The 25,250-nt window shown below is 69.6% G+C and carries 22 protein-coding genes; 12 read left to right on the top strand and 10 right to left on the bottom strand.

The genetic code is table 11. The features are described 5' to 3' along the window. The first annotated feature begins 110 nt into the window (after window positions 1-110). From AC1MBE_RS16860 to ybaK, 3 genes are read left to right on the top strand one after another with little or no spacing between them, the layout of a single operon-like run. Window positions 111-1,028, top strand: coding sequence for a sulfurtransferase (locus tag AC1MBE_RS16860; protein WP_479779850.1), 918 nt, complete (start codon window positions 111-113; stop codon window positions 1,026-1,028). A 10-nt stretch (window positions 1,029-1,038) separates the two neighbouring features. Then, window positions 1,039-1,506 carry a SufE family protein gene (locus AC1MBE_RS16855; protein ID WP_479779848.1) on the top strand — a complete coding sequence of 156 codons (468 nt, stop codon included), beginning with the start codon at window positions 1,039-1,041 and terminating at the stop codon, window positions 1,504-1,506. A gap of 8 nt (window positions 1,507-1,514) precedes the next feature. Further along, entirely contained in the window at window positions 1,515-2,012 is a 498-nt protein-coding gene (gene ybaK, locus AC1MBE_RS16850; RefSeq protein WP_479779846.1) for a Cys-tRNA(Pro) deacylase, read from the top strand. Window positions 2,013-2,080: 68 nt separating this feature from the next. Here ybaK and AC1MBE_RS16845 read toward each other — a convergent pair whose 3' ends face one another. Beyond that, a complete protein-coding gene (locus AC1MBE_RS16845) occupies window positions 2,081-3,427 on the bottom strand; it encodes an alpha/beta hydrolase family protein (RefSeq protein WP_479779845.1) in 1,347 nt (448 codons plus the stop codon). A gap of 106 nt (window positions 3,428-3,533) precedes the next feature. Here AC1MBE_RS16845 and AC1MBE_RS16840 point away from each other — a divergent pair, with 106 nt between their 5' ends. The 9 genes from AC1MBE_RS16840 to AC1MBE_RS16800 all read left to right on the top strand — a co-directional run bounded on the left by AC1MBE_RS16840 (window position 3,534) and on the right by AC1MBE_RS16800 (window position 13,826). Then, window positions 3,534-4,025: a hypothetical protein gene (locus tag AC1MBE_RS16840; protein WP_479779842.1), complete on the top strand. Its 492-nt coding sequence runs from the start codon at window positions 3,534-3,536 to the stop codon at window positions 4,023-4,025. A gap of 14 nt (window positions 4,026-4,039) precedes the next feature. Beyond that, a complete protein-coding gene (msrB, locus tag AC1MBE_RS16835) occupies window positions 4,040-4,552 on the top strand; it encodes a peptide-methionine (R)-S-oxide reductase MsrB (protein ID WP_479779840.1) in 513 nt (170 codons plus the stop codon). 148 nt (window positions 4,553-4,700) lie between these two features. Further along, the gene (locus tag AC1MBE_RS16830; RefSeq protein ID WP_479779838.1) at window positions 4,701-6,128 is read left to right on the top strand and encodes a DUF6421 family protein; all 1,428 of its coding nucleotides are present in this window, start codon (window positions 4,701-4,703) and stop codon (window positions 6,126-6,128) included. Continuing rightward, window positions 6,125-6,913, top strand: a complete 789-nt coding sequence (locus AC1MBE_RS16825) for an SDR family oxidoreductase (protein ID WP_479779836.1) — start codon at window positions 6,125-6,127, stop codon at window positions 6,911-6,913. Before AC1MBE_RS16830 ends, AC1MBE_RS16825 begins: the two co-directional genes overlap by 4 nt. Window positions 6,914-6,948: 35 nt before the next feature. Further along, on the top strand, window positions 6,949-8,067 hold the full coding sequence (locus tag AC1MBE_RS16820) for a threonine aldolase family protein (RefSeq protein WP_479782680.1): 1,119 nt from the start codon (window positions 6,949-6,951) through the stop codon (window positions 8,065-8,067). 69 nt (window positions 8,068-8,136) lie between these two features. Continuing rightward, a complete protein-coding gene (locus AC1MBE_RS16815; protein WP_479779835.1) occupies window positions 8,137-8,781 on the top strand; it encodes a DUF3000 domain-containing protein in 645 nt (214 codons plus the stop codon). Between the two features lie 63 nt (window positions 8,782-8,844). Next, window positions 8,845-10,236, top strand: coding sequence for an HRDC domain-containing protein (locus tag AC1MBE_RS16810; RefSeq protein ID WP_479779833.1), 1,392 nt, complete (start codon window positions 8,845-8,847; stop codon window positions 10,234-10,236). Between the two features lie 138 nt (window positions 10,237-10,374). After that, window positions 10,375-11,664, top strand: coding sequence for a thiolase family protein (locus tag AC1MBE_RS16805; RefSeq protein WP_479779831.1), 1,290 nt, complete (start codon window positions 10,375-10,377; stop codon window positions 11,662-11,664). After that, the gene (locus tag AC1MBE_RS16800; protein WP_479779829.1) at window positions 11,661-13,826 is read left to right on the top strand and encodes a 3-hydroxyacyl-CoA dehydrogenase NAD-binding domain-containing protein; all 2,166 of its coding nucleotides are present in this window, start codon (window positions 11,661-11,663) and stop codon (window positions 13,824-13,826) included. The genes AC1MBE_RS16805 and AC1MBE_RS16800 overlap by 4 nt, the downstream gene beginning before the upstream one ends. A 90-nt stretch (window positions 13,827-13,916) precedes the next feature. Here the strand turns inward: AC1MBE_RS16800 and AC1MBE_RS16795 are convergent, their stop codons facing one another. The 9 genes from AC1MBE_RS16795 to AC1MBE_RS16755 all read right to left on the bottom strand — a co-directional run bounded on the left by AC1MBE_RS16795 (window position 13,917) and on the right by AC1MBE_RS16755 (window position 25,244). Then, entirely contained in the window at window positions 13,917-15,497 is a 1,581-nt protein-coding gene (locus tag AC1MBE_RS16795; RefSeq protein WP_479779827.1) for an ABC transporter ATP-binding protein, read from the bottom strand. Then, a complete protein-coding gene (locus AC1MBE_RS16790; RefSeq protein WP_479779825.1) occupies window positions 15,494-16,246 on the bottom strand; it encodes an energy-coupling factor transporter transmembrane component T in 753 nt (250 codons plus the stop codon). Before AC1MBE_RS16790 ends, AC1MBE_RS16795 begins: the two co-directional genes overlap by 4 nt. Window positions 16,247-16,249: 3 nt before the next feature. Continuing rightward, window positions 16,250-17,080 (bottom strand): ECF transporter S component, encoded by an 831-nt coding sequence (locus tag AC1MBE_RS16785; protein WP_479779823.1) that lies wholly within the window; start codon window positions 17,078-17,080, stop codon window positions 16,250-16,252. Between the two features lie 125 nt (window positions 17,081-17,205). Continuing rightward, window positions 17,206-18,273 carry a nucleoside hydrolase gene (locus AC1MBE_RS16780; protein ID WP_479779821.1) on the bottom strand — a complete coding sequence of 356 codons (1,068 nt, stop codon included), beginning with the start codon at window positions 18,271-18,273 and terminating at the stop codon, window positions 17,206-17,208. Between the two features lie 23 nt (window positions 18,274-18,296). Further along, window positions 18,297-19,274: an aldo/keto reductase gene (locus tag AC1MBE_RS16775; RefSeq protein WP_479779819.1), complete on the bottom strand. Its 978-nt coding sequence runs from the start codon at window positions 19,272-19,274 to the stop codon at window positions 18,297-18,299. 68 nt (window positions 19,275-19,342) lie between these two features. Further along, a complete protein-coding gene (locus tag AC1MBE_RS16770; protein ID WP_479779817.1) occupies window positions 19,343-19,474 on the bottom strand; it encodes a hypothetical protein in 132 nt (43 codons plus the stop codon). A gap of 183 nt (window positions 19,475-19,657) precedes the next feature. After that, window positions 19,658-20,215, bottom strand: a complete 558-nt coding sequence (locus AC1MBE_RS16765) for a hypothetical protein (protein ID WP_479779815.1) — start codon at window positions 20,213-20,215, stop codon at window positions 19,658-19,660. A 97-nt stretch (window positions 20,216-20,312) separates the two neighbouring features. Further along, on the bottom strand, window positions 20,313-22,286 hold the full coding sequence (gene dxs, locus AC1MBE_RS16760) for a 1-deoxy-D-xylulose-5-phosphate synthase (RefSeq protein ID WP_479782678.1): 1,974 nt from the start codon (window positions 22,284-22,286) through the stop codon (window positions 20,313-20,315). Between the two features lie 144 nt (window positions 22,287-22,430). Further along, entirely contained in the window at window positions 22,431-25,244 is a 2,814-nt protein-coding gene (locus tag AC1MBE_RS16755; RefSeq protein WP_479779813.1) for an aconitate hydratase, read from the bottom strand. Between the last annotated feature and the right edge of the window lie 6 nt (window positions 25,245-25,250).

Raw genomic sequence — 25,250 nt, 5'->3', positions numbered from 1 at the left:
GAGGCCCGGGAAGCAATCCTGCCGGAGCGTGGTTACTGTGGGTAGCAGGCCCGGCGCCGCTCACCACCCTTGGCCCGGCCCCCACGACCGCCAAGTGAAAGGCCATCTTCATGCCCTACCCCGTTGAGCAGAACGACAAATTCGCCGCCTACGCCCACCCCGAACGCCTGGTTTCCACCGAGTGGCTCGCGGCGGCAATCGAGGGCGGTGCGCTCGACGGCGGCAAACTGGTGGTCGTCGAATCGGACGAGGACGTCCTGCTGTACGAAATCGGCCACATCCCCGGCGCGGTAAAGATCGACTGGCACACCGACCTGAACGACGAGGTCACCCGCGACTACGTCAACGGTGAAGCGTTCGCCGCGCTGGCTGCTGCCAAGGGCATCTCGCGCGACAGCACCGTAGTGATCTACGGCGACAAGTCGAACTGGTGGGCCGCCTACGCGCTCTGGGTCTTCACGCTCTTCGGCCACGAGGACGTCCGGCTGCTCGACGGCGGCCGCGACAAGTGGATCGCGGAGGGCCGCCCGATGACCACGGACCGGACGGTCCCCGTGCCCGGCGACTACCCGGTGGTCGAGCGCAATGACGCCCCGATCCGCGCCTTCAAGGACGACGTGCTGGCGCACTTCGGCAAGCCGCTGATCGACGTCCGCTCGGCCGAGGAATACACCGGCCAGCGCACGCACATGCCGGCCTACCCGGAAGAGGGCGCCCTGCGCGGCGGCCACATCCCCACCGCAGCGTCCGTCCCCTGGGCCCGCGCCGCCGCCGAGGACGGCACCTACCGCAGCCGTCCCGAACTGGAGGCCCTGTACCTGGACGAAGCCGGGCTCAAGGCGGGCGACGACGTCGTGGCCTACTGCCGGATCGGTGAGCGGTCCAGCCACACCTGGTTCGCACTCAAGTACCTGCTGGGCTTCGACACCGTCCGCAACTACGACGGCTCCTGGACCGAATGGGGCAACGCCGTGCGCGTTCCGATCGTCAAGGGCACCGAGCGCGGCACCGTGCCGGCAGGAAAGTAAACTGGAACTGATGAATACCTCTGCCCTCCCCGCCGCCTTGGCGGAAATCGTTGACGACTTCCAGGCCCTCGAAGAAGCCGAGCGGCTGCAGCTCCTGCTTGAGTTTTCGCGCGAGCTGCCCGATCCCCCGGCGCGCCTGCAGGACCACCCGGAGCTGATGGAGCAGGTGGTTGAATGCCAGTCGCCACTGTTCCTGACGATCGAAACGGAGCCGGCCGGCGGCCAGTCCGGCAGTGCGCCCGAGCGGGTGCGCCTGTTCTTCAAGGCCCCGCCGGAGGCTCCCACGACGCGCGGATTCGCCGGCGTGCTGCACGAGGGACTCGACGGGCTCAGCCCCGCGGAGATCCTCGCTGTTCCGGACGACATGCCCGAACTGCTGGGGCTCACCCGGGCCATCACTCCGTTGCGGATGCGCGGCATGACGGCGATGCTCGGCCGGATCAAGCGCAAGGTCGCCGCCCTGCCGCAACAGGCCTGATCCGCACCATGGCCCGCAAACAGGCGTCCCAGGGAACCCCTGCCACCGCGGTACTCGCGGCGGCCGGGGTTTCCTTCGTTGCGCACTCCTACAGCCATGACCCCGCCGCGACGAGCTACGGGCTGGAGGCCGCGGAGGTGCTGGGGATTGACCCGGCCCGGGTCTTCAAGACACTGGTGGTCGACGTCGACGGGCGGCTCGCCGTCGGCGTCGTGCCGGTGAGCGGCAATCTGGACCTGAAGGCGATGGCCGCAGCCTTGGGCGGCAAGAAGGCGGCGATGGCGGACCCGGCGACGGCGGAGCGCCGTACCGGCTACGTGCTCGGCGGCATCTCGCCGCTGGGACAGCGCCAGCCCTCCCCCACCGTGGTCGACGAAAGCGCGCTGCAGCTGGAGACCATCCTGGTCTCGGGCGGCCGCCGCGGACTGGACCTGGAACTCAGCCCCGCCGAACTGATCCGGCTGACCGGCGCCCGCACGGCCCGGATCGGCACGTCCCGCAGCTGACCCGGGTCCCGCCCGCCGCCCAACTGACAGTTAACGCCAATCCCGCGGGCCAACCCTGCCGTCACCTGTCAGTTCGACGGCGTCTCCGGGTCGGGCTGGCCCGGATTAGACCGCGGCGCCAGCTGTTGCCGCAGCCAGGCCGAGACCAGCGACTCCCAGCGCTCCGGATCGACGTTCCATTCCTTGGTGTGCCGCGCCGTGCTGAACGCTTCGAAGGTCACCATCTCCGGGTTCTTCTCCGCGAGGTCCGCGGACGGGCCGTAGGGGACGTACTCGTCGTCGACGGAGTGCAGGATCAGCGTCGGCGTCCGGAGCTCGACGGCGCGGGACACCCAGTCCATCGCCTTGAGGTCCACCGGGGCGGCCAGCCCGGTCAGCCGGCGGCCCAGCGGGTGGCTCATCATCAGCTGCCCGTAGCGTCCGACGGCGGACGGGATCCGGTTCAGCTCGGCGTGGTGCGCCAGGACGTTGACCCAGTTGATCACGGGCGCATCCAGCACCATGGCCCGGATCAGGTGGTGGTACCGGGACAAATCCGCGGTCTGCAGGCAGATCGCGCCGCCCATGGACCAGCCGAAGAGCACCACCTCGTGGGCACCCTGCTCCAGCGCATATCCGATCGCGGCTTCGACGTCACGCCACTCGGTGGAACCCAGGCCGTAGCGGCCGTCCTCGGCCGAGGGCGCCAGCCCATCGTTGCGGTAGGAAATCAGCAGGCTGGACAGGCCCAGCTCCCGGGCCACCCGGACGGCCCGCAGGCCCTCCTGCCGCGAGGCGCCGCGCCCGTGCACCATAATCGCCCACGTGTCCGACGCCGGCGCATCCGCCGCCGGGGCGGCCCGAACCAGCCACGCCGGCGCTGTTCCGCCGTCGACCTCGATCTGCACGTCTTCGAACGGCAGCCCGATGGCCGCAGGATCCGGATGGACGGCCCCGCTCCAGTAGCCGCGGCGCGCCGTCGCCAGGTCCCCGCTGTAGACGGCCTCAACGTCGCGCAGGACGGTCTGCTCGGCCGGGGAATAGGACAGAACCCGGCCCAGCCGGGCGTGCCCGCGGCCGCCGTCGAAAAAGAAACCGTAAACGCCCTCCACGGTGGAATCCGGGGTCGCCTTGAGGATGATCTGCTGCCCGCGGCCTTCCCGGATCACCGCCAGCACCTCCTGGTCCTCCTCGCGGACCCGGACCGGGGTGATGACCCGCCGGGCAAAGTACAGGGCCAGCGCCGAGGACCCCGCGGCGAGGAGGCCGGCCGCGGCACCTCCGCCGATGATGCCGCCCACCGCCCATTTAGCGCTCCCCGGGACAGACGTATCCGCAAGGGGGGTGTCCGGCACCGCCGCCTGCAGGATGCGGGAGGCCCCGCGGGCAGTCGGGGTCCGGGGCTTTTGCGGGACGAGGCGCGGGGTGGATGCCATGGCACCATTCTTACCGAACTCCCGGTCAAGCCCGGCATCCGGCGCACCGCGGCCCATTCGGTGCCGGGGCGGCGGCCCCCGGCGCATTAACAGTTAGGCTGGGGGCATGAGCGACCCAATCGTCATCCTGACAGAAGAGCCCCTCGGCGCGGACGACCGCGTCAACATCGAAACCCTCGTGGCCGGCGGTGATTCGCCGCTGGTGGTCCTGGTCCCGGCGAACACCGAGCGGCACCTGCTGGTGGACTTCCTGGAGAACCTGTCCATGCTGGAGATCGCCAAGGCGTTCCGGGACTTGACCGCCAAGCAGCCGGATCCGGCCGTGGAACGGACGGCTGCGGCCGAAACCCTTGCCGCCTCGCTGGCCGCGTTGGGCGGCCTGGGCGGCGGCGTGACCGGTGAAGTCGTCGAGGGCCGGGCCGTGGACGGCCTGGTCGCCAAGGTCAAGGAACTGAACGCCGGGCAGGCTGTGGTCATCACCCGTCCGCACGCCGTCGCGGACACCTTCCACACCGACTGGGCCAACGAGGCACAGGACAAGCTGGGCCTTCCGGTGCTGCATTTGTACGCCGGATCGGGATTTATCGGGGACTCCTGAGCGTTACTGACGTCATGAGCATCTTCAGCAACAAGCCCAAAGTCACGCCCGTCAGCTCCCCCGCCGGTGATCCGGCCGGCAACCCGCCGGCGGCCGGACCGGCACCGGTTGAAAAAACGGACCAGCAATGGCGCGAGGAGCTGAGCCCGGAGGAGTACCGGGTCCTGCGCCAGGCCGGAACGGAACGGCCCTACACCGGCGAATACTGGGACACCCATACCGAGGGCGTGTACCAGTGCCGGGCCTGCGGCGCCGAGCTCTTCACGAGCCGGGAAAAGTTCGACTCGCACTGCGGCTGGCCTTCATTCTTTGCGCCGCTGGCGGACGGCACCGTGCGCTACATCCATGACCGCACCATGGGGATGGACCGTATTGAGGTGCGGTGCGCGGCCTGCGATTCACACCTTGGCCACGTCTTTGAAGGCGAGGGGTACGGGACGCCCACCGACCAGCGCTACTGCATCAACTCGGTCTCGCTGAAGCTGGTCCCGGCGGCCGGCACGGCCGCCGCCGGCCAGGAGTCCTAAGCAACCCCCGGCCCCGCTGGAGCTGGGACGCTTGCGGGTGCCCCAATGACTCAGAGTTCCTTACGCTCGACCGCTTTTTGAGTTAGAGCTGCTGTTTGCTTGCTACGCTCGCCGTAGACGTTCCAAGCAACCAGAAAGGCGACCGACGATGACCATGACCGCCCTCACCGCCCCTGCCCCGATCACCGCCGAATCCCCCGACTGGCAGCGGCTCAAAGCCGCTGCCACGGCCCTGCAGGCGCTCCAGATCCAGGACGGCTCCGTGCCGGAGCCCGCCGACCACGAGGCAGCGGCCGGGCACGTCGCCACCATCACGACGGCTGTCGCCGCCCTCGCCCCGGCGTTCCCGCATGACGAGCGCTACCTGGACCTCCTGGTTGCCGACTTCCAGCGTTGGGCCGACGGCGGCTTCGGCGTTCCAGACTTCCTCGACTCGCTCCAGGCGTTCCAGCCGCAGCAGCACCGCGTCAACGGCCTGCAGCACCTCGTGGTCTTCCCGATGTACACGCAGAACGGCAGCAGCAACCGCCTGGTCGAGGCCGTGCTGATCGAGGTCATCTGGCCCGAGTTCATCGCCGGACTGGAAGCGGGCGACTACTCCAACAAGCTCTTTGTCCCGATCCGCTTCCTCGACTTCACCCCGGGCTACGACACCAACTCCGCGGTGCTCTTCCCGGAAACCGTGGCCGTCCGTGAGACCCCCACCTTCACCTGGGGCGCCATCTTCGCCGACCGCGAGGCCGCCCGTTTCCGCCGCGTCCTGCGGGCCGCCGCGGACATCACCTCGCTGCAACTGCCCGAGGACGCCGCCGGCCTGCTCGCGGACCAGGAACTGACGCAGGAGACCTTCGTCATGTGGGACCTGATCCACGACCGCACGCACATGCGCGGGGACCTGCCGTTCGACCCGTTTATGATCAAACAGCGCATGCCGTTCTTCCTGTACTCGCTCGAGGAACTCCGCTGCGACCTCACCGCCTTCCGCGAATCGGTGAAGATCGAAAAGGACGAGGAAGCGGACCCGGAAGCCCGCCGGCACGCCAAGCTGGTCCAGTACGCCGTCATTTTCGACCGCATCTTCCGGTTCGCCATCACCGGCAGCCGCGTCCGCAACTACGACGGCCTTGGCGGGCAGCTGCTCTTCGCCTGGATGCACCAGCACCACGTGCTGCACTGGACCGACAGCAAGCTCAGCATCGACTGGGACGAAGTGGCCGACGTCGTCGTGGAACTCGGCGCCCGGATCGAGGAACTCTACTGGCGCTCGATCGACCGGCCCAAGTTGGCCCACTGGCTCGCCGCCTACGAGCTCATCTCCGGCACCGTCACGCCAAACCCGGCCTCGGTCTGGGCCAAGGGCCCAGGCGCCCTGCCGCTGGACGGCCCGCCGCGCGGCCTCACCGACCAGGTGCTCGACGACGAGTTCCCGCTCTCCATGTTCTACGAGGCGCTGGAAAAGAAGATGCGGACCGTGATCGAATCGACCGCCGGCATCACGGGGTCGACAGACACCAGCACAGACACCCACCCGGACACGGCCGCCGGCCCCGCCACCCAGGCCATCAACGCCGGATGAGCAGCGGACGCACGCTCAACATCCTGGTGGCCGGCGGCAGCAGCCCGTCCGGAATCGCCGTGGCCCGCGCCCTCCGGGGCGCGGGGCACACGGTTTTCACCGTCGGCTCCGATGCCGCCCGCATCCGGGCCGCCGCCGCCGAAGCCGGCAGCGGCGTGGTGCCGCTGGCCTGCGACCTCGCCAATCCGGCGGCGGTCCGGGACCTCCACGCAGAGCTGACGGCACGGGCCGGACACATCGACGGCGTGATCCACCTGGTGGGCGGCTGGCGCGGCGCGAAGGGCATCACCGACCAGAGCGACGAGGACTGGGAGTTCCTGGAACGCAACGCCGTCACCACGCTCCGCAACGTCAGCCGGACCTTCTACGAGGACCTCGCCGCCTCGGACACCGGGCGGCTGGCCATCGTCTCCTCCAGCGCGGTGGCCAGCCCGACGGCGGGCGGCGCCAACTACGTGGCGGCCAAGGCCGCCGCGGAAGCCTGGACCCTCGCCGTGGCCGACGGCTTCCGGCGCGACCAGGCCCGAAAGTCCGGAAACCCGGCCGACGCAGCGAATGCTGCAAACCCGGCCGCCTCCGGAACGACAGCAGGCCCGGAGCAGCAGCACAGCGCCGCCGTCGTCTTCGTGGTGAAAGCCCTCGTCGATCCGGCCATGCGCGAGGCCTCCCCCGAACGCAAATTCCCCGGCTTTACCGACGTCGAGGAGCTGGCGGCGGCCGCCGTCGAAATTTTCCGGACCCCCGCCGCAGAACTGAACGGCCGGCGCCTGCCCCTCAACCGGTAAGCCGGCACCCCTAGACTGAAAGCGTGAGCAAAGAGATGACCAGCACGGTCGAAACAAACCCGGTCGAAACCACCACCCTTGACGCTGCCCCCGCGGACACCGCGGCGCGGCTCCACGACCCCTCCGTCCGCGGCTTCGCCTCGGACAACTACTCCGGCGTGCACCCCGAGGTCCTGGCCGCCCTGGCCGCAGCCAACGAGGGCCACCAGGTGTCCTACGGCGAGGACGACTACACCGCCCGCCTGCAGGAACTGATGGAACAGCACTTCGGCGCGGGCATCGAGTGCTTCCCCGTCTTCAACGGAACCGGCGCGAACGTCCTGTCGCTCCAGTCGCTGCTCCCCCGCTGGGGCGCCGTCATCTGCGCCTCCACCGCCCACATCAACATGGACGAGAACGGCGCGCCGGAGCGGATCGGCGGCATCAAGCTGCTGCAGGTCCCGACGCCGGACGGCAAGCTCACCCCCGCCCTGATCGACCAGGAGGCCTGGGGCTGGGGCGACGAGCACCGGGCACAGCCGCTGGCTGTCTCCATCACGCAGACCACCGAGCTGGGCACCTGCTACACCCCGGACGAGGTCCGCGCCATCGCGGAGCATGTCCACTCCAAGGGCATGAAGCTGCACATGGACGGCGCCCGGCTGGCCAACGCCGCGGCCCACCTGAATGTGCCGCTGCGCGCCTTCACCCGCGACGCCGGCGTGGACATCCTCTCCTTCGGCGGCACCAAGAATGGCCTGCTCTTTGGCGAGGTGGTGGTCGCGCTGAACCCCGAGGCGGCCCACGGCCTGGTCTACCTGCGCAAGATGAATATGCAGCTGGCCTCCAAGATGCGCTTTATGTCCGCCCAGTTCATCGCGCTGCTCGAGGGCGACCTCTGGCTGCGCTCGGCCTCGCACGCCAATGCGATGGCTGCCCGGCTGCGCGCCGGCGTCGAGTCGATCCCGGGCGTCGAACTGAGCCAGAAGACCGAGTCCAACGGCGTCTTCGCCGTCCTGCCCGCCGGCGCGGCGGACCGGCTGCGGGAGTCCTTCCGCTTCTACGACTGGAACGAGGCGGCCCGTGAGGTGCGCTGGATGTGCTCCTTCGACACCACCGAGGAAGACGTTGATTCCTTTATTGCCGCGATCAAGCGCGAGCTCGCGGACGGCTAGCAGCACACCCGTCCCGGCCCGGCGGCGAGCCTGCCGGGCCGGGACGGACCCCGTGCATAATCTTTCACTGTGAACCCACTCGACCAGGTTCCGGCGGATTTTCTCTTCGCCCTGGGGACGCTTCGAAAAGCACGGTGCCGCAGCGAACTGCGCCTCGATGAGATCCCGGCACCCGGCCGGCTCGCCCCCTACGCGGTGGCGCTCGGCGCGGAAGTGGTCGTCCCCGGCGACGCGGCATCGGGCGCGGTCCATGGCCCGGCGGCCGCCGCGCTGGCGCCGGCGTCCGGCAGCGACGACGTCGAACTCGCCACCGGCCGCTTCATCCTGCTGCACGACCCGGACGGCTCCGCCGTCTGGGACGGCGAATTCCGGATTGTCACCTACATCCGGGCCCAGCTGGAGCCGGACATGGGCAATGACGAGATGCTGGGTTCCGTTGCCTGGACCTGGCTCGTGGAAGCACTGGAAAACCACCACGCGGAGTACCGTTCGGCCGGCGGCACGGCCACCCGGGTACTCTCCGAGAGCTTCGGCACGCTCGCCGACCGGCCCGGAACCATCGACATCGAACTCCGCGCCTCCTGGACCCCGGCCGGCCGGGACATCACCGCCCACCTGGAGGCGTGGTCTGACATGGTCTGCACCTTTGCCGGCCTGCCGCCGCTGCCCGAGGGCGTCTCCGCACTGCCCCGACGGCGTCCACGGCGGGCATGACCTGGCCCGGAGCGCCGCAGCCTCGGCCGGCAAGGACAGCGTTGTCGGTAAACTGGAACCATCATGACCCCTCATAATCCGGAAATCAGCACCGCGGGCACCGCCACCAACCCAGTCCCCAGCGCAGTGTCGGGCGCAACCGACGCCGCGGACACGGCAGCCCACATCACGGTGGAAGGCTTCGACAGCCTGGTCCCCGAGGTCATTGACCTCGACGCCCCCCGTGACGGCGTCCCCCTCGTCATCGAGACCCGGGCAGGGCTGGAACGCTGCGCCGCCGCCCTGGCCGCCGGCCACGGACCCGCGGGGGTGGATGCCGAACGCGCCTCCGGATTCCGCTACGGCCAGCGCGCCTTCCTCGTGCAGATCCGCCGCGAAGGCGCCGGCACCTGGTTGATCGACCCGGAGCCGTTCGGCGACCTGCGCATCATCAACGAGGCACTGCGCGGCGTTGAATGGATCCTGCATGCGGCCAGCCAGGACCTCCCCTGCCTGTCCGAACTCGGTATGTGGCCGGACAAACTCTTCGACACCGAACTCGCCGCCCGGCTGGCCGGGCTGCCGCGGGTGGGCCTCGCCGCCGTGATCGAACAACTCCTGGGCTTCGGCCTGGCCAAGGAACACTCCGCCGCCGACTGGTCCACCCGGCCGCTGCCGGAACCCTGGCTGCGCTACGCCGCGCTCGACGTCGAGGTCCTCACCGAGCTGCGCGAAGAGCTGATCGAACTGCTCACCGCAGACGGCAAACTGGACTACGCCGAGCAGGAATTCGCCGCGATCCTCGACGCCGGCCAGGCCCCGCCGCGCGTCGATCCCTGGCGCAAGACCTCCGGGCTGCACCAGATCCGCGACCGGCGTCAGCTCGCCGCCGTCCGCGAACTGTGGCTGGAGCGCGACTCGCTGGCGCAGAAGCGCGACGTCGCCCCGGGCCGGCTCATCCCCGACTCGTCCCTCGTCGCCGCCGCCAAGGCCATGCCCAGCACCGTCCCGCAGCTGCTGGGAACGAAGGGCTTCCACGGCCGGGCCGCGCAGCGCGAGGCCCCGCGCTGGCTGCGCTGCATCAGCGCGGCCCGCAGCCTTGAGGAGCTCCCGCCGCTGCACCTGCCCACCAACGCTCCCCCGCCGCCGCGCGTCTGGGCCGACCGGGATCCCGAGGCTGCCGCGCGGCTCGCCACCGCCCGGCCCAAGCTGCAGGCCCGGGCCGAGGAGCTGAACCTGCCGGTCGAAAACCTGCTCACCCCGGATTACCTGCGCCGTGTGGCGTGGCGGCCGCCGGCCGAGATCAGTGAGGAAGGCATTGCCGAGGAGCTGCAAAACCTCGGCGCCCGGCAATGGCAGATCCAGCTCACCGCCCCGCTGATCGCTGATGCTTTCCTGAACCCCCAGCCGCTGCCGCCGAAGGATACCAAGGCAGCCCCGGCGGAAGCGGCAGCACCCTCCGACGCCGTGTCCTGAAGCCCGGCATACCTACTCCTTGCCAGCTATGTTACTGATGAGTAACATAGCTAGGGATGCCGCCTGATCAGGTCCGTCCATCCGAGCCCCAGCCGGCGGACGGAGATCCGGCACCCATGTCTCAATGAGGAGTAATACGTGAGCCAAGCCAGCAGCGGAACCCACAGCAGCGCCCATCCGGGCAGCGGACGACGCAACACCGTCCGCGATGTCGTCTTCGTCGACGGCGTCCGCACCCCCTTCGGCCGCGCCGGCGAGAAGGGCATTTACGCCGGAACCCGCGCCGATGACCTTGTGGTCAAGTGCATCCGCGAACTGATGCGCCGCAACCCGTCGTTGCCGGCGCAACGGATCGATGAGGTGGCCATCGCCGCCACAACCCAGACCGGCGACCAGGGCCTGACCATCGGCCGCACCGCCGCCCTGCTGGCCGGCCTGCCGCGGACCGTACCGGGCTTCGCGATCGACCGGATGTGCGCCGGCGCGATGACCGCGGTGACGACGACGGCCAGCGGCATCGGCTTCGGCGCCTACGACGTGGTGATCGCCGGCGGCGTCGAGCACATGGGCAACCACCCGATGGGCGCCGGCGCGGACCCCAACCCGCGCTTTATGTCCGAACGGATCGTGGACCCGGCCGCCCTGAATATGGGCAACACCGCGGAGAACCTGCACGACCGTTTCCCCGCCATCACCAAGGAACGCACGGACGCCTACGCCGTGGCCTCCCAGGACAAGCTGGCCGCGGCCTACGCCAGGGAGCAGATCCAGCCGGACCTGGTCCCCGTGGCCACGATGAAGCCGGGCCAGGGCTGGACGGTCAACACCGTGGATGAGCCGCCGCGGCCGGGCACCTCGGTCGAGGACCTCGCCGCGCTGCGCACCCCGTTCCGGGCCCATGGCCGCGTCACCGCCGGCAACGCCGCCGGCCTCAACGACGGCGCCACCGCGGCACTGCTCGCCTCCGCCGACGCCGCCGAAGAGCTGGGCCTGCCGGTCAAGATGCGCCTGGTCAGCTACGCCTTCGCCGGCGTCGAACCGGAAGTCATGGGCATCGGCCCGGTCCCCGCCACCGAAAAGGCGCTCAAAAACGCCGGACTCGGCATCGGGGACATCGGCCTGTTCGAGATCAACGAGGCGTTCGCCGTGCAGGTCCTCAGCTTTCTGGACCACTTCGGCATCGCCGACGACGATCCCCGGGTTAACCGCTACGGCGGCGCGATCGCCGTCGGGCACCCGCTCGCCTCCTCCGGCGTCCGGCTGATGAACCAGCTGGCCCGCCAGTTCGAGGAGGACCCCGGCGTCCGCTTCGGCATGACCACCATGTGCATTGGCCTGGGCATGGGCGCCACGGTCATCTGGGAAAACCCGCACCACGCCGACTACGGCACCGATTACCCCACCACCGAGACTGGAGCCGCAGCATGAGCGCCGCCGATTTCCGCAAGCTTGCCGAGCTGTTTCCGAACGAAACCGTAACGCACTCCTACGTCCAGGACATCCAGCTCCCCGCCGTCGACGGGAAGAGCCCGGGCACGTTCGCCCTGGTGACGCTGGACAACGGCCTGGACCACTCCAAGCCCACCACGCTTGGTCCCAACACCCTGATCGAGCTCGGCACCGTGCTGGAGGGGCTGCGGGAGCGTGCCGCGCGCGGCGAGATCGTCGGCGTCGGCGTCACCGGCAAGCCCTACTTTCTGGTGGCCGGCGCGGACCTGTCCACGGTCAAGTCGGTCAGCGGCCGTGAACAGGGCCTCTGGATGGCCCAGCTGGGCCACGACGTCTACGCCACCCTGGCGAACCTCGGTGTTCCGAGCTTCGCGTTCATCAACGGTCTGGCCCTGGGCGGCGGGCTGGAGATCGCCCTGCAGTCCACCTACCGCACCGTCTCCACCGGGGCCGGCGCGCTGGCCCTGCCGGAAGCGTTCATCGGCCTGATCCCGGGGTGGGGCGGGGTGTACATCCTGCCGCGGCTGATCGGCCCGGAGAACGCGGTCAAGGTGATGATCGAGAACCCGCTGAGCAACAACCGCACCCTGACGGGGCCGCAGGCCTACGAGCTCGGCGTCGCGGACGCCATCTTCGAGCCGGCCGACTTCGTCGAACAGTCCGTCGCCTGGGCCGCCCGGGTGATCGCCGGCGCCACCGTCCCCGAGCGTGCCAACGCCGTCGACGCCGCCGCGCCGGACGTTGCCGAACGCTGGGCCGGCGCTGTCGCGGCGGGCCGCGCATTCGTGGAGGCCAAGACCTCCAATGCCTCCCCCGCCCCGGCCAAGGTGCTGGATGTGCTGGAAGCCAACCGCACCATGACGCAGGCCGAATCCGCAGAGCTCGAATGCCAGACCCTCGCGGACCTGATGCAGACGGACGAGTTCCGCTCCACGGTGTATGCCTTCCTGGACCTCGTGCAGCGCCGCTCCAAGCGCCCCGCGGGTGCCCCGGACCGCAAGCTCGCCCGCCCGGTCACGAAGATCGGCGTCGTCGGCGCCGGCCTGATGGCCAGCCAGCTCGCGCTGCTCTTCGCCCGCCAGCTCAAGGTGCCCGTGGTGATGACGGACATCGACCAGGCGCGCGTGGACAAGGGCGTGGACTACGTGCATGCCGAGGTGGACAAGCTGCTGGCGAAGAAGCGGATCAGCGCGGACGCGGCCAACCGGACCAAGGCCCTGGTCAGCGGCTCGGTGTCCAAGGAAGCCTTCGCCGACGCCGACTTCGTGATCGAGGCCGTCTTCGAAGAGCTCAACGTCAAGAAGCAGGTTTTCAAGGAAGTCGAGGCGATCGTCTCGCCCGAGTGCATCCTGGCGACCAACACTTCCTCGCTGTCCGTCACCGCCATGGCGGAGGACCTGCAGAACCCGGAGCGCCTGGTGGGCTTCCACTTCTTCAACCCGGTGGCCGTGATGCCGCTGCTGGAGATCGTCCGCGCGCCGAAGACCGACGACGCCGTGCTGGCCACCGCGTTCGAGCTGGCCAAGGGCCTGAAGAAGTCCGCGGTGCTGGTCAAGGACGCCGCCGCGTTTGTGGTCAACCGGCTGCTGCTGCGGCTGATGGGCGAAGTGACTGCCGCCTTCGATGAGGGCACCCCGGCCGAGGTGGCGGACAACGCGCTGCGCCCGATGGGCCTGCCGATGACGCCGTTCACGCTCGGCGCCATGGTGGGGCTGCCGGTCGCGCAGCACGTCCAGGAATCCCTGCACGCCGCTTTCGGGGACCGCTTCACGGTGTCGAAGAACCTGCAGGCCCTGATCGACAACGGAGTCAGGTCCCTCTGGGATCCGGCCTCGGTGAAGGCCGGCACGCCGGTGATCCCGGCGGAGACCCTGGCCCTGATGTCGTTCGGCGATTCGCCCTCCACCGCAGAGGAAGTGCTGCGCCGCACGCAGGACGCCCTCGCGGAGGAAATCGGCCTGATGCTGGCCGAAGGCGTGGTGGCCGGACCGGAGGACATCGACCTCTGCATGATCCTCGGCGCGGGCTGGCCGATGTTCCTGGGCGGCATCACCCCCTACCTGGACCGGGTGGGCGCCTCCGAGCGGGTCAACGGCAAGAAGTTCCTGGCACCGGGCGTGGCGTCGGAACCTGCCGCCTAGCAGCCGAAGACGAAGGCGCCGCCGCCCCTGCCGTTATGGCGCGGGCGGCGGCGTCTTTGTCTGTTCGGCCTTGCCGGGGTCTGTCGCCTGTCAGAGTTCCCGCAGGCTCCCGCCGTCGAGAGCCAGGACGCGGTGGGCGTTGGCGCGCGCGTAGGCGAGGTCGTGTGTGACCAGTACGACGCCGGCGCCGCGAGCCGCCTCCGCGGCAACGGTGTGCTGCAGCCGCTCAAGGCCGTGCCGGTCCAGTCCCACGGTCGGCTCGTCCAGCGCGATGACCGCCGGGCTGCGGGCCAGGACCGTGGCCAGGGCCAGCAGCCGCTGCCGGGACGAGGGCAGCTCGGCCGGGTGCGTCTGCGCGTCGGCCGCGAGCCCGACGGCGGCCAGCGCCTTGTGCGCCAGCCGGTCCGCCGCCGCCGCACCGAGCAGCCGGCGCAGCCCGAAACCGACTTCCCGCAGCACCGTCCGTTCAAAGAGCTGGTCACGCGGCTGCTGGAACAGCAGGCCGACCGATGCGGCTACGCGGCCGGTTGGGATCCCGTGGATGCTTCGTCCGCCGACGAGCACCTCCCCGGCCTGCGGCCGCAGCAGCCCGTTCAGGTGGCGGAGCAGCGTGGATTTGCCGGTGCCGTTGGGACCGGTGATGGCGACAATTTCACCGGGCCGGACGGTCAGGTCCAGATCGCGCAGCAGGGCCGTGCGGGTCTCCTGCCGTGCGGGCCGGGCGGGCTTCCTGGCAGTGGCTGTTGCCGGTCCGTAGCCGAAGCTGATGCTCCGCAGTTCAAGCACCGGGACCGCGGCGGCGGCAGGGGCCGGCGGCTGCGCCGGGGTGCCGGCGCTGCCGGACTCCGTCACGACGCCGGCGTCGCTGAGCTCGGGCCCGACGGCCAGCTCGGCCGGGAGGCCTTCCGCTGTTGCCGTGCCGCCGTCCAGGACGAGCCAGTGCCCGGCACGGCGGGCCAGCGCGTCGGCCCGCTGGCTCAAGAGCACGACGGCGGTGCCGGCGTCGAGCAGGCCCTCCACCAGCTCCGCCACCTGGCTGGTCCCTGCCGCGTCCAGGGAGGCCAGCGGATCGTCGAGGACCAGCACGTCGGGCCCGGCGATCACGGCGCAGGCGACCGCCAGCCGGCGCAGTTCGCCGCCGGAAAGCTCCGCAGGGTTCCGCTCCAGCAATCCGGTCAGGCCGGTCTGTTCGGCGGTCCGGGCCACCCGCCGGATCATCTCCGGGCGGGGCACGCCGCGGTTTTCCAGCCCGAAGGCCAGCTCCTCGGCCACGGTGGAGCGCACCGAGGACAGCACGGCCCCGGCGTCCTGCGGCACGTAGCCCACACGGCCGGACCAGGCGGCGGGGTTGATCCGGGGGTCGCCGGCGCCGCCGCGGAAGTCCAGGCGGTCCGCGCCGAGGGCCAGGCTGCCGCGCAGGGAGCCGGAGTGGCCGTCCCGGACCCAGCCGGCGAGCAGCTTGCCGAGGGTGGTCTTGCCGCTGCCGGAACCGCCCAGCACGGCGGTCAGGGATCCAGGCAGGACGGAGAGCTGCACGTCCCGCAGCACCGCGCCGGTGTCCCCGTGGAAGCTGAAACTGGTGATCCGGGCAGCGGCCGCCGGCAGCGCGGCGGTGGCGGGCTGCCCAACTCCTGCGGGTGGCCCGGCCGGTGCTCGCTCGTCCCCGGTCACGAGGGCACCCCCGCCGGCCAGGCCGTGATCAGCCGCAGCACCACGGCGGCCGCGGCCAGCAGCAGCGCCGCGGCCCGGAAGATCCGCTGCCCGGGCGGGTCCTGCAGCTGCCGGTAGCTGGTCCGCGGGCCGGGGGCGCCGAAACCCCGCGCGTCCAGGGCCTGCGCCCGGAGCCCGGCGTCCTCCACCAGGCCCAGGACCAACGGAACCGCCTGCAGCCGCGCGGCCCCGAGCCGGGACAGCAGCCCGCGCCGGACCACGAGGCCGCGCGCTTCCTGGGCGTGCCGGATCCGGGCCAGCCGGGCCGCCATGGCGGGAACCAGCGTGAGCGTTGAGGCCAGCACAAAGCTGAACTGCGGCGGGAGGCGCCGCGCGGCCAACGCCGTCGTAAGGTCCGGGACGTTGACGGTGAAGGAAAAGAGCAGGAAAGACAGGACACACGCGGCCGTCCGCGAGGCCAGCTCCAGGGCGAACCCGAGCCCCTCGGCGGTGACCCGGGCCGGCCCCCACTGCGCCAGCACTGTGTGGCCCTCGGGGAAGAACAAGCCGTGCAGCAGCAGCAGGGACAGGAACAGCGGCGCCAGGATGACCGTGCCCGCCCCCAGCACCCGTGCTGCCACGCGTGCGCGTGCGGCGAGCAGCACCGCGGCGAGGGCCACGCCGACGGAGAGCGGCCAACTGCCGGCCGCCGTCGTCATGACCGCGGCACAGCCGGCCGCGGTCAAGGCCGTGAGCGGGTGCAGGCGCATGGCTTAGGCTTCGTGCGCCGCCGGGACCTTGCCTGCGAGCACCCGGAAGCGGCGGACAAAGGCGAACTGGAACGTGGTGCGCCGCGGCAGGGCGTAGGCCAGCAGTGCGGCGATCGTGAAGACAATTGCCTTGTCCATCGGGTCGGAGATGAGGGCCTGCTTGGTGATCGCGGCCAGCAGGGTGTCGCCCATGGCCCGGAACGCGCTGACGATCGCGCCGGTGCCCAGTCCCGCGGTTCCGCCGTAGACAAACGCCGCGATCGGGGCGGAGACGACGCCGGCCAGGATGCCGGTGACGAAGCCGGCCACGGGGGCGAAGTAGAAGCGGCGGAAGAGTCCGGCGCGGGCGGCCAGCCCGGCGAGGAAGCCGATCAGCGCCGCTCCGGCGGCGAAGGGCAGCACGGTGGGGTTGAAGAAGGACCAGACGATGCTGCCGAGCACTCCGGCGGCGGCGCCGGCGGCCGGTCCGGCGAGGACGGCGATCAGGACCGTGCCGATCGCGTCGAGGTAGAAGGGCAGCCCGGTACTGCCCATCAGCTGGCCGAGGACCACGTTGAGCACGATCGCTACCGGCATCAGCACCAGGGTGGAGGTGGGCAGCACGGGCAGCACGGCCAGGAGCAGCAGCACCGCGCCGAGCAGGAAGCCGCCGAGGGCCACCAGGGCGGAGAAACTGGCGGGTCCGGTGGCGATGTCCGCGGGCTGGCTGAGGACCAGGAAAACGTAGGTGGCCGCGATGGCCGCGGCACCGGCAAGTTCGAGCAGCCGGCGGCGGCCGGGAGCCGTCCCGGCGCGGGCGTCGGCGTCGGGCAGGGTCAGGGGTTGCGGTGACATGGGAAAAGTCCTTCGGCTGGGGTCTGCTGTCGTCCGCCTCATGTCACCTCGGCGCAGCTATCATCTTAGCGATCCGGCGGGCCAGCCGGGACCACAAGCACCGCGGGCCCGCCTGACGCCCGCTGCTACCTCGTGCCCAGGGAGCGTGCCAGCGCGCCCACGGAGGAGATCAGCTCGTCGAAGCACTGCCCGGGATCATTGCCGGTGACGATCCTGGCGTTCGGCGGCAGTCCCCACAGGCCGCGGAAGTCGGCCACCGTGGTGCCGGCCAGCAGCGGGGACTCCGTCTCGACGTCGACCGTTGCCAGCCGGGTGCTGACGGGGGTGCGTCCGACGGCGGCGCAGGCGGCGAACGCGTCATGCATGTGCGCCACATAGCCCTGGTCGTAGAGCCGGTGGAACTCCATGTAGAAGCGGATCGCGTCCGACAGGCACGCCACCAGCGGGCTGCTGGAGCTGCTGCGCAGTCCTTCGGGCTGCTCCGGGAGCACCAGCTCGGGTTCCGGCGCGCCGGCGGCCTCGCCGAGCCGCCGCAGGTGCTCCGGCAGCATCTCGATCCGCTCCGTGGTTTCCAGCGCGCAGACCACCGGCAGCTTCTCCTCGGGCATCCCGCGGTAGGCCGCGTAGACCTCCTTGGCGGCGTGCGGGTCCACCGCGGTGTTCCACTCCGCCGTCGGCGTTGTGTTGCCCTGGTAGTAGAAGCTGCCGCCCATGATCACCAGGCCCTTGAGTAGCCTGGGCAGCTCCGGTTCGCGGCGCAGGGCCAGGGCAAAGTTGGTCAGCGGTCCGGTGATCAGCCCGGTGATCTCCCCCGGATGCGCCTGGGCTTCCTCCACCCAGACGTCCACGGCGTGCCGTGCCGAGATGGCCTGGGCGGGGGCCGGCAACTCGGCGTAGCCGACCCCCTGCGGGCCGTGGGTCTCCTCGGTCGTCACGAGCGGAATCTGCAACGGAACCTCGGCTCCGACCGCCACCTCAATCCCCTCCCGGCCGCACAGTTCCAACAGGGACAGGCTGTTCAGCGCCACCTGGTGTGCCCCGACGTTGCCGGCGGTGCACGTGATGGCCTGCAACCGGACCTCGGGCCGGGACAGCAGGTACACGATGGCCAGGGCGTCGTCGATCCCGGTATCCACGTCCACCAGGATCCGGTCTCCGGCGGCGCGCCCTCCAGGCGGTACAGCGTTCAACACGGTGCGGCTCAGATCAGGGCGGCTCAGAACAGGGCGACCTTCGGCGTGCGCGGGAAGATCTCGTCGAGTTCTGCCAGCTCTGCGGCGTCCGGGACCCAGGCAACGGCGGCGGCGTTCTGGCGGACCTGTTCGGGACGGGTGGCGCCGGCGATCACGCTGCTGACGGAGGGCTGGGCGGCGAGCCAGGAGAACGCGACCTGGATCTCGGTCAGGTTCCGCTCGGCGGCGAAGGCGGAGAAGGCGCCCAGCTGATTCCAGTCGGCGTCGTGGACGAGGTTGGTGCGAGTGTGGCTCAGCCGCGATCCCTCCGGTGCCTCCCCCTCGGAGTACTTGCCGGTAAGCAGGCCGTTGGCCAGCGGGAAATAGGGCAGCACGCCCAGGCCGTACGCTTCGGCGGCCGGGGTGACCTCCAGTTCGGCGCGGCGGTCCAGCAGGTTGTAGTGGTTCTGGCTGGAGATGAAGCGTGCTCCGCCGCGGCTGCGGGCCACGAATTCGGCCTCCGCGATCTGCCAGCCGGCCCGGTTGGAGTGGCCGATGTAGCGGACCTTTCCGCTGGTCACGAGCTCGTCGAGGGCCGCTAGGGTCTCATCGATGGGCGTCAGCGGATCCGGCGTGTGGAACTGGTAGAGGTCGATCCAGTCCGTTCCCAGCCGGCGCAGGGAAGCCTCGGCCGCCTTGATGATGTAGCGGCGCGAGCCGCGGGCACCGAAGTCGTTGCCGTTGGTGCCGCGCATGTCCAGGCCGAATTTGGTGCCGATCACGGCGTCGTCCCGGCGGCCGCCGAGAGCCTTGCCCAGCATGGTTTCGCTGAGCCCGGGCTCCCGGCCGTAGGCGTCGGCGACGTCGAAGAAGGTGATCCCGTTGTCCAGGGCCGCATGCACGACGGCGTCGGTCCCCTCCTGCGTCTCGGTGGCCGTGTTTGCCCGGCCCAGGTTGTTGCAGCCAAGTCCCACCACGGAGACGGTCAGTCCGGAATTTCCTACGCGTCGGTATTCAGTCATGGGATTCAGCCTATAACGGCCGAGGGCGGGGCCCGGGCAGGCTCCCGGGCGGCGCTATTCCGGGCAGGCTATCCCGCGGGCAGTTCCAAACCGTGTTCGTCCATGGCGTCCTGGAGCTGCGCGAGGGTGCGCGGGCAGATGCCGGGCATCCCGGCCAGTTTCCGGCGGCCCAGCAGCACCAGGTGTTCCAGGGTTTCCACTCCCGCGTGCGCCAGGGACTTGCGCGCCGGCGCCGCCAGTCCTACGGGTAACGGGGTGCTGCCTGGTCGAGGGGATTTACGCGTCATTGCCGTACCTTCCAGTCGCTTGCCCCCAAATTGATGTGAGCCGTGCCCGGCTCCTAACAGGTGGTGCCCGGAGCTCGTGGTGGCCGCCGGTGCCGCCTAGAGCGTGAAGCTGTTGGCCGGTTTGGCTGAGTGCTTGAGCTTGTACTCGGTGCTGCCGAACGGGGCGGCGCCGATGCTCAGCTTGGTGAAGTCCAGGTCCTCGCCGCGGATGCAGACCTTGATCGCGTTGACGGTCTTGTTGACGTCCGGGGTGAGGCAGAAGATGTTGAGCTTGGCGTCGGCGAACTCGGAGCGGTCCACCACACCGAGGCCGCGCCAGGCGAGGTGGCTGATCAGGGCGTCCTTGGCTTTTTCCTCGAGGTAGCGGTCCCGGCTGGTGCCGTCCTTGGTCTTCAATGCGTACTGCGCCACCACCCAGAACTGTTCCTCGTCCGGGATTTCCGCGTAGCCGTCCTCCGCGCACTGCGCCGCGAAGGCCTCCATCAGTCCCTCGCCCGCGGCGGCGTCGGCAGCCTCGGTTTCCTCGGTCTTGCTCTGGTGCCCGACGACGCCGTGGTTCATCACGAACTCGTGGTATTCCTCGTCGATCCAGGCCTCCCGGAAGTGCAGGACTCCTTCTTCGTCGCGTTTGTAGACCCGAATGATGCCGCTCATGGTAAGTCCCTTCGTATACCGTCCGCGGTCTTTGCCGTCGAAGGGTGCTTGCTGTGCCTTGACGGCCTGGTAAAGCTGGTGGGGCGCGGGGTTCCGCTCACAGGATCGGCAGGCTGCCGGTGCTGGGGTGCTGTTGGCCTGGCAGCGGCCGCGCGAACGGGACCTTGGTTCCGAGGACCTGCGCGACGACGTCGTGGGTAATTTGCTGGGCGGTCAGCCCGACGCGCTCCAGGACCTGGCTGCGGCTCCCGTGGTCGAGGAACTCCACCGGCAGGCCCACCTCGTTGAGCGCGGTGTCCACCCCGGCGGCCCGCATTTCCTGCCGGATCCGGGAACCGACGCCGCCGGCACGGACCCCGTCTTCGATGCAGATGACCAGCCGGTGGTGCGAGGCGAGGGCGATCACGGATTTGGGTACCGGGAGGACCCAGCGCGGATCCACGACCGTGGAGCTGATGCCCTGGGCGCCGAGCCGGTTGGAGACGTCCAGCGCGAGTTCGGACATGGCGCCGACGCTGACGATCAGCACGTCGTTGTCGCTGGAGCCGGCCGGGCGGCGGGCCAGCACGTCCACGCCGTCGCTGAGCCGTTCGAGGGCTTCGACTTCGGCGCCGACGGTGCCCTTGGAGTAGCGGATCACGGTGGGGGCGTCTTCGACGGCGACGGCCTCGCGCAGTTCCTCACGCAGCCGGGAGGCGTCGCGCGGCGCGGCGAGGTGCAGGCCGGGAACGATTTGGACCATCGCCATGTCCCACATGCCGTGGTGGCTGGCGCCGTCGGGGCCGGTGACACCGGCCCGGTCCAGGACGATCGTGACGCCGGCCTTATGCAGGGCGACGTCCATCAGGAGCTGGTCGAAGGCGCGGTTCAGGAAGGTCGCGTAGACGGCCACCACCGGGTGCAGTCCGCCGAACGCCATGCCGGCCGCGGAGGTGAGGGCGTGCTGTTCGGCGATGCCGACGTCGAACACCCGCCCCGGGTGGCGGGCCGCGAGCTTGTGCAGTCCCACCGGGATCAGCATGGCGCCGGTGATGCCGACGATGTCCTTGCGTTCGTCGGCGATGTCGGCGATTTCGTCGGCGAAGACGGAGGTCCAGGACTTGGCGCCGCCGGCGTCGGTGGGCTCGCCGGTTTCCGGATCGATGATCCCGACGGCGTGGAACTGGTCCTCTTCGTGGGCGCGGGCCGGGGCGTAGCCGTGGCCCTTTTCGGTCATGGCGTGGACGATCACGGGGCCGGCGTAGTTCTTGGCCGTGGAAAGGGCGTGTTCCATGGCCTGGAGGTTGTGGCCGTCCACCGGGCCGATGTACTTCATGCCGAGGTCCTCGAACATGCCCTGCGGCGCCCACCAGTCCTTGATGCCCTTCTTCATGGCATGCAGGCTCTTGTAGGTGAACTGGCCCGCCGGGCCGCCGCTCTGCAGCCGTTTCTTCCACCAGTCGAGGGCGCCTTCGTAGGCCGGCGCCGCCCGGAGTGAATCGATGGTGGGGCGCAGCGAGGCGAGGTAGTCGGCCACGCCGCCGACGGTCGGGGCGTAGGAGCGGCCGTTGTCGTTTACGACGATCACCACGCGGCGTTTCTTGTCCGCGGCGATGTTATTGATCGCTTCCCAGGCCATGCCGCCGGTCAAGGCGCCGTCACCGACGACGGCGATCACGTAGCGGTCCCCGTCGCCGGTCAGCTGCCGGGCGCGGGAGATGCCGTCGGCCCAGGACAGCGAGGAGGAGGCGTGCGAGCTTTCGACGATGTCGTGCTCGGATTCCGCCCGGTCCGGGTAGCCGGACAGGCCGCCCTGCTGGCGGAGCGTGCTGAAGTCCTGGCGCCCGGTGAGGAGTTTGTGCACGTAGGACTGGTGGCCGGTATCGAAGACGATGCTGTCGCGGGGGGAATCGAAGATCCGGTGCACCGCAATGGTCAGTTCAACGACGCCGAGGTTCGGCCCGAGGTGCCCTCCCGTCTGGGAAACGTTGCCGATCAGGAACTCCCTGACCTCGGCTGCCAGCTGGTCCAGCTGCGCCTGGGACAACTTGCTCAGGTCCTGCGGATTCCGGATGGTCTCCAAGATTCCCAACGGCCCCTCCTTGCGGGTAGTAGACATGCCTTTTAACTCTAACGCCTCTTCGGCGCGGCCCGGTGCCGGGCGGGTGCGGTAACGGGAAAGCCCCGGTCCGTCGGGGACGGACCGGGGCTTTCGCGTTTGGCTGCTCAGTCTGCGCTAGTTAGCGGAGATCTGGCGCAGCACGTACTGCAGGATGCCGCCGTTGCGGTAGTAGTCGGCTTCGCCCGGGGTATCGATGCGCAGGACCGCATCGAAGGACGTGACGGTGCCGTCTTCGGCCGTGGCGGTGACCTTGAGGGTCTTCGGCGTGGTGCCTTCGTTGAGGGCGGTGACGCCCTCAACCGCGAAGGTTTCCGTGCCGGTCAGGCCCAGGCTGGCGGCGTTCTGGCCGGCCGGGTACTGCAGCGGCAGGACGCCCATGCCGATCAGGTTGGAGCGGTGGATGCGCTCGTAGCTCTCCGCGATGACAGCCTTGACACCCAGCAGTGCGGTGCCCTTGGCAGCCCAGTCACGGGACGAGCCGGAGCCGTACTCCTTGCCGGCCAGGACGACCAGCGGGGTGCCGGCGGCCTGGTAGTTCTGCGCGGCGTCGTAGACGTAGGCCTGCGGGCCGTCGGCCTGGGTGAAGTCGCGGGTGAAGCCGCCCTCCACGCCGTCGAGGAGCTGGTTCTTGATCCGGATGTTGGCGAAGGTGCCGCGGATCATGACTTCGTGGTTGCCACGGCGCGAGCCGTAGGAGTTGAAGTCCTTGCGCTCCACACCGTTGGCCAGCAGGTACTGGCCGGCGGGGGTGTCCGACTTGAAGGAACCGGCCGGGGAGATGTGGTCCGTGGTGACCGAATCGCCGAGCTTGAGCAGCACGCGCGCCCCGGTGATGTCCTGGACGGGTTCCGGCTTGGCCTGCATGCCCTCGAAGTACGGGGGCTTCCGGACGTAGGTGGACTTTTCATCCCAGGCGAAGGTGTCGCCGGCCGGGGTGTCGAGTGCCTTCCAGCGGTCGTCGCCTTCGAAGACACCCTCGTAGCCGCGGGCGAACATTTCCTTGTCGATCGAGGAGTCGATGACCTGCTGGACCTCGACCGGGTTCGGCCAGATGTCCTTCAGGAAGACGTCGTTGCCGGCTTCGTCCTGGCCCAGGGCGTCGTTCTCGAAGTCGAAGTCCATGGTGCCGGCCAGGGCGTACGCGATGACCAGCGGCGGGGAAGCCAGGTAGTTCATCTTGACGTCCGGGTTGATCCGGCCTTCGAAGTTGCGGTTGCCGGAAAGTACGGCCGTGACGGAAAGGTCGTTGGCCTGGATGGCCTCGGAGATTTCGGCGTCGAGCGGACCGGAGTTGCCGATGCAGGTGGCGCAGCCGTAGCCGACGATGTAGAAGCCGAGCTTCTCCAGGTACGGGGTCAGGCCCGACTTGTTGTAGTAGTCGGTGACGACCTTGGAGCCCGGAGCCACGGAGGTCTTGACCCACGGCTTCGAGGTGAGGCCCTTGTCAACGGCGTTGCGGGCCAGCAGTGCGGCGGCCAGCATCACGGACGGGTTGGACGTGTTGGTGCAGGAGGTGATCGAAGCGATCGACACCGCGCCGTGGTCCAGCTCGAACTCGCGGCCGTCGGCGGTCTTGACGGCCACCGTCTTGGACGGGCGGCCGTTGGACTTCGGACCATGCCCGTGCGGCGCCTGCTCCGTGAGGTGGGTCGCCGAGGCGGTGAACGACGGCGAGTCGGACGCCGGGAAGCTCTCGTCGATCGCTTCGTCCAGGCTGCCGTCCGGGAGCTCTTCCTTCACGTAGTTGCGCAGGTCCTCGCGGAACTGGGCCTTGGACTCGGTGAGGATGATGCGGTCCTGCGGGCGCTTCGGGCCGGAGATCGACGGGACAACCGTCGACAGGTCCAGCTCGAGGTACTCGGAGAACTTGATCTCGCGGGAGGGATCGTGCCAGAGGCCCTGTTCCTTCGCGTAGGCCTCCACGAGGGCCACGTTCTCGTCGGAGCGGCCGGTGAGGCGCAGGTAGTCGAGGGTGACGTCGTCGATCGGGAACATCGCGGCGGTTGAGCCGAACTCGGGGCTCATGTTGCCGATCGTGGCGCGGTTCGCCAGCGGCACTGCCGCGACGCCTTCGCCGTAGAACTCCACGAACTTGCCGACCACGCCGTGCTGGCGCAGCTGCTCGGTAATGGTGAGCACGACGTCGGTGGCGGTGGCGCCGGCCGGGATGGAGCCGGTCAGCTTGAAGCCGACGACGCGCGGGATCAGCATGGAGACGGGCTGGCCCAGCATGGCCGCCTCGGCTTCGATGCCGCCGACGCCCCAGCCGAGCACGCCCAGGCCGTTGACCATGGTGGTGTGCGAGTCGGTGCCCACGCAGGTGTCCGGGTAGGCACGGAGCGCGCCGTCGATCTCACGGGTCATGACGGTGCGGGCCAGGTATTCGATGTTCACCTGGTGCACGATGCCGGTGCCCGGCGGGACGACCTTGAAGTCGTCGAACGCGGTCTGGCCCCAACGCAGGAACTGGTACCGCTCGCCGTTGCGCTGGTACTCGATCTCCATGTTGCGCTCCAGCGCGCCGGAGTTACCGAAAGCGTCGATCTGGACGGAGTGGTCAATGACCATTTCCGCCGGCGCCAGCGGGTTGACCCGCTTGGGGTCGCCGCCGAGTTCCTTGACGGCCTCGCGCATGGTGGCGAGGTCGACAACGCAGGGCACGCCAGTGAAGTCCTGCATGATCACGCGCGCCGGCGTGAACTGGATTTCAGTGTCGGGCTCGGCGTTGGGGTCCCAACCGGCCAGTGCGCGGACGTGATCGGCCGTGATGTTGGCGCCGTCCTCGGTCCTCAACAAGTTTTCAAGCAATACCTTGAGGCTGAACGGAAGGTTTTCTGCACCTTCAACGGAGTTCAACCGGAAAATTTCGTATTCGGTACCGGCTACATTAAGTTTGCCTTTTGAACCGAAGCTGTCCACAATGCTCATCGCAGG

Source organism: Arthrobacter sp. BG5 (assembly GCF_056680155.1).
This window is presented reverse-complemented; position numbering and strand designations above follow the sequence as displayed.